1 protein-coding gene is annotated in these 525 nt (G+C 37.1%); it reads left to right on the top strand.

The features are described from left to right. Nucleotides 1-525: hypothetical protein (locus tag NQ163_RS20615; protein WP_268192194.1), on the top strand; the 525-nt coding region annotated here is incomplete at both ends.

Genomic DNA, 525 nt, shown 5'->3' with positions numbered 1-525 from the left:
AGTTGATGGTGAAACTTATTATTGTGAAGTTACTGGTATAGTTGGAAGTTGTGGAACGGCAACATCCGAAAAAGCAACTCTTACTATTATCAAAGGGATAAAAGTCACCAAGCCAATTGATTTGACTATTACAGATGGAGGTAATGCAAGTTTTTCTGTATCAGTTTCGGGAGAACCAGATTATAAGTATCAGTGGGAAGAGAATGATGGTACAGGTTGGAAAACAATTAGCGATGGTGGTAAATATTCGGGGGCAAAAACTTTTGAACTAAAGATTACGAATGCGTTGAAAGCTGTTTTTGATGGGAATCAATATCGATGTGTTGTAAATAGTACTGGCGCGGTTTGTGGTTCGAATGCAACAAGTAGCCCTGCTACTTTGAATATAAATACTGTTTTAAAAATATTTGAGCAACCCAATAATCTTGTAGCATGTCTCGACGATGCTATTGATTTTGAAATCACAGGAACAAGTGCAGGATTAGATTATGTATGGGAATATAATGACGGAAGAGGAACTTGGTC

The organism is Marinifilum sp. D737 (genome assembly GCF_026672275.1).
Classification (GTDB): Bacteria; Bacteroidota; Bacteroidia; order Bacteroidales; family Marinifilaceae; genus Marinifilum.
This window is presented reverse-complemented; position numbering and strand designations above follow the sequence as displayed.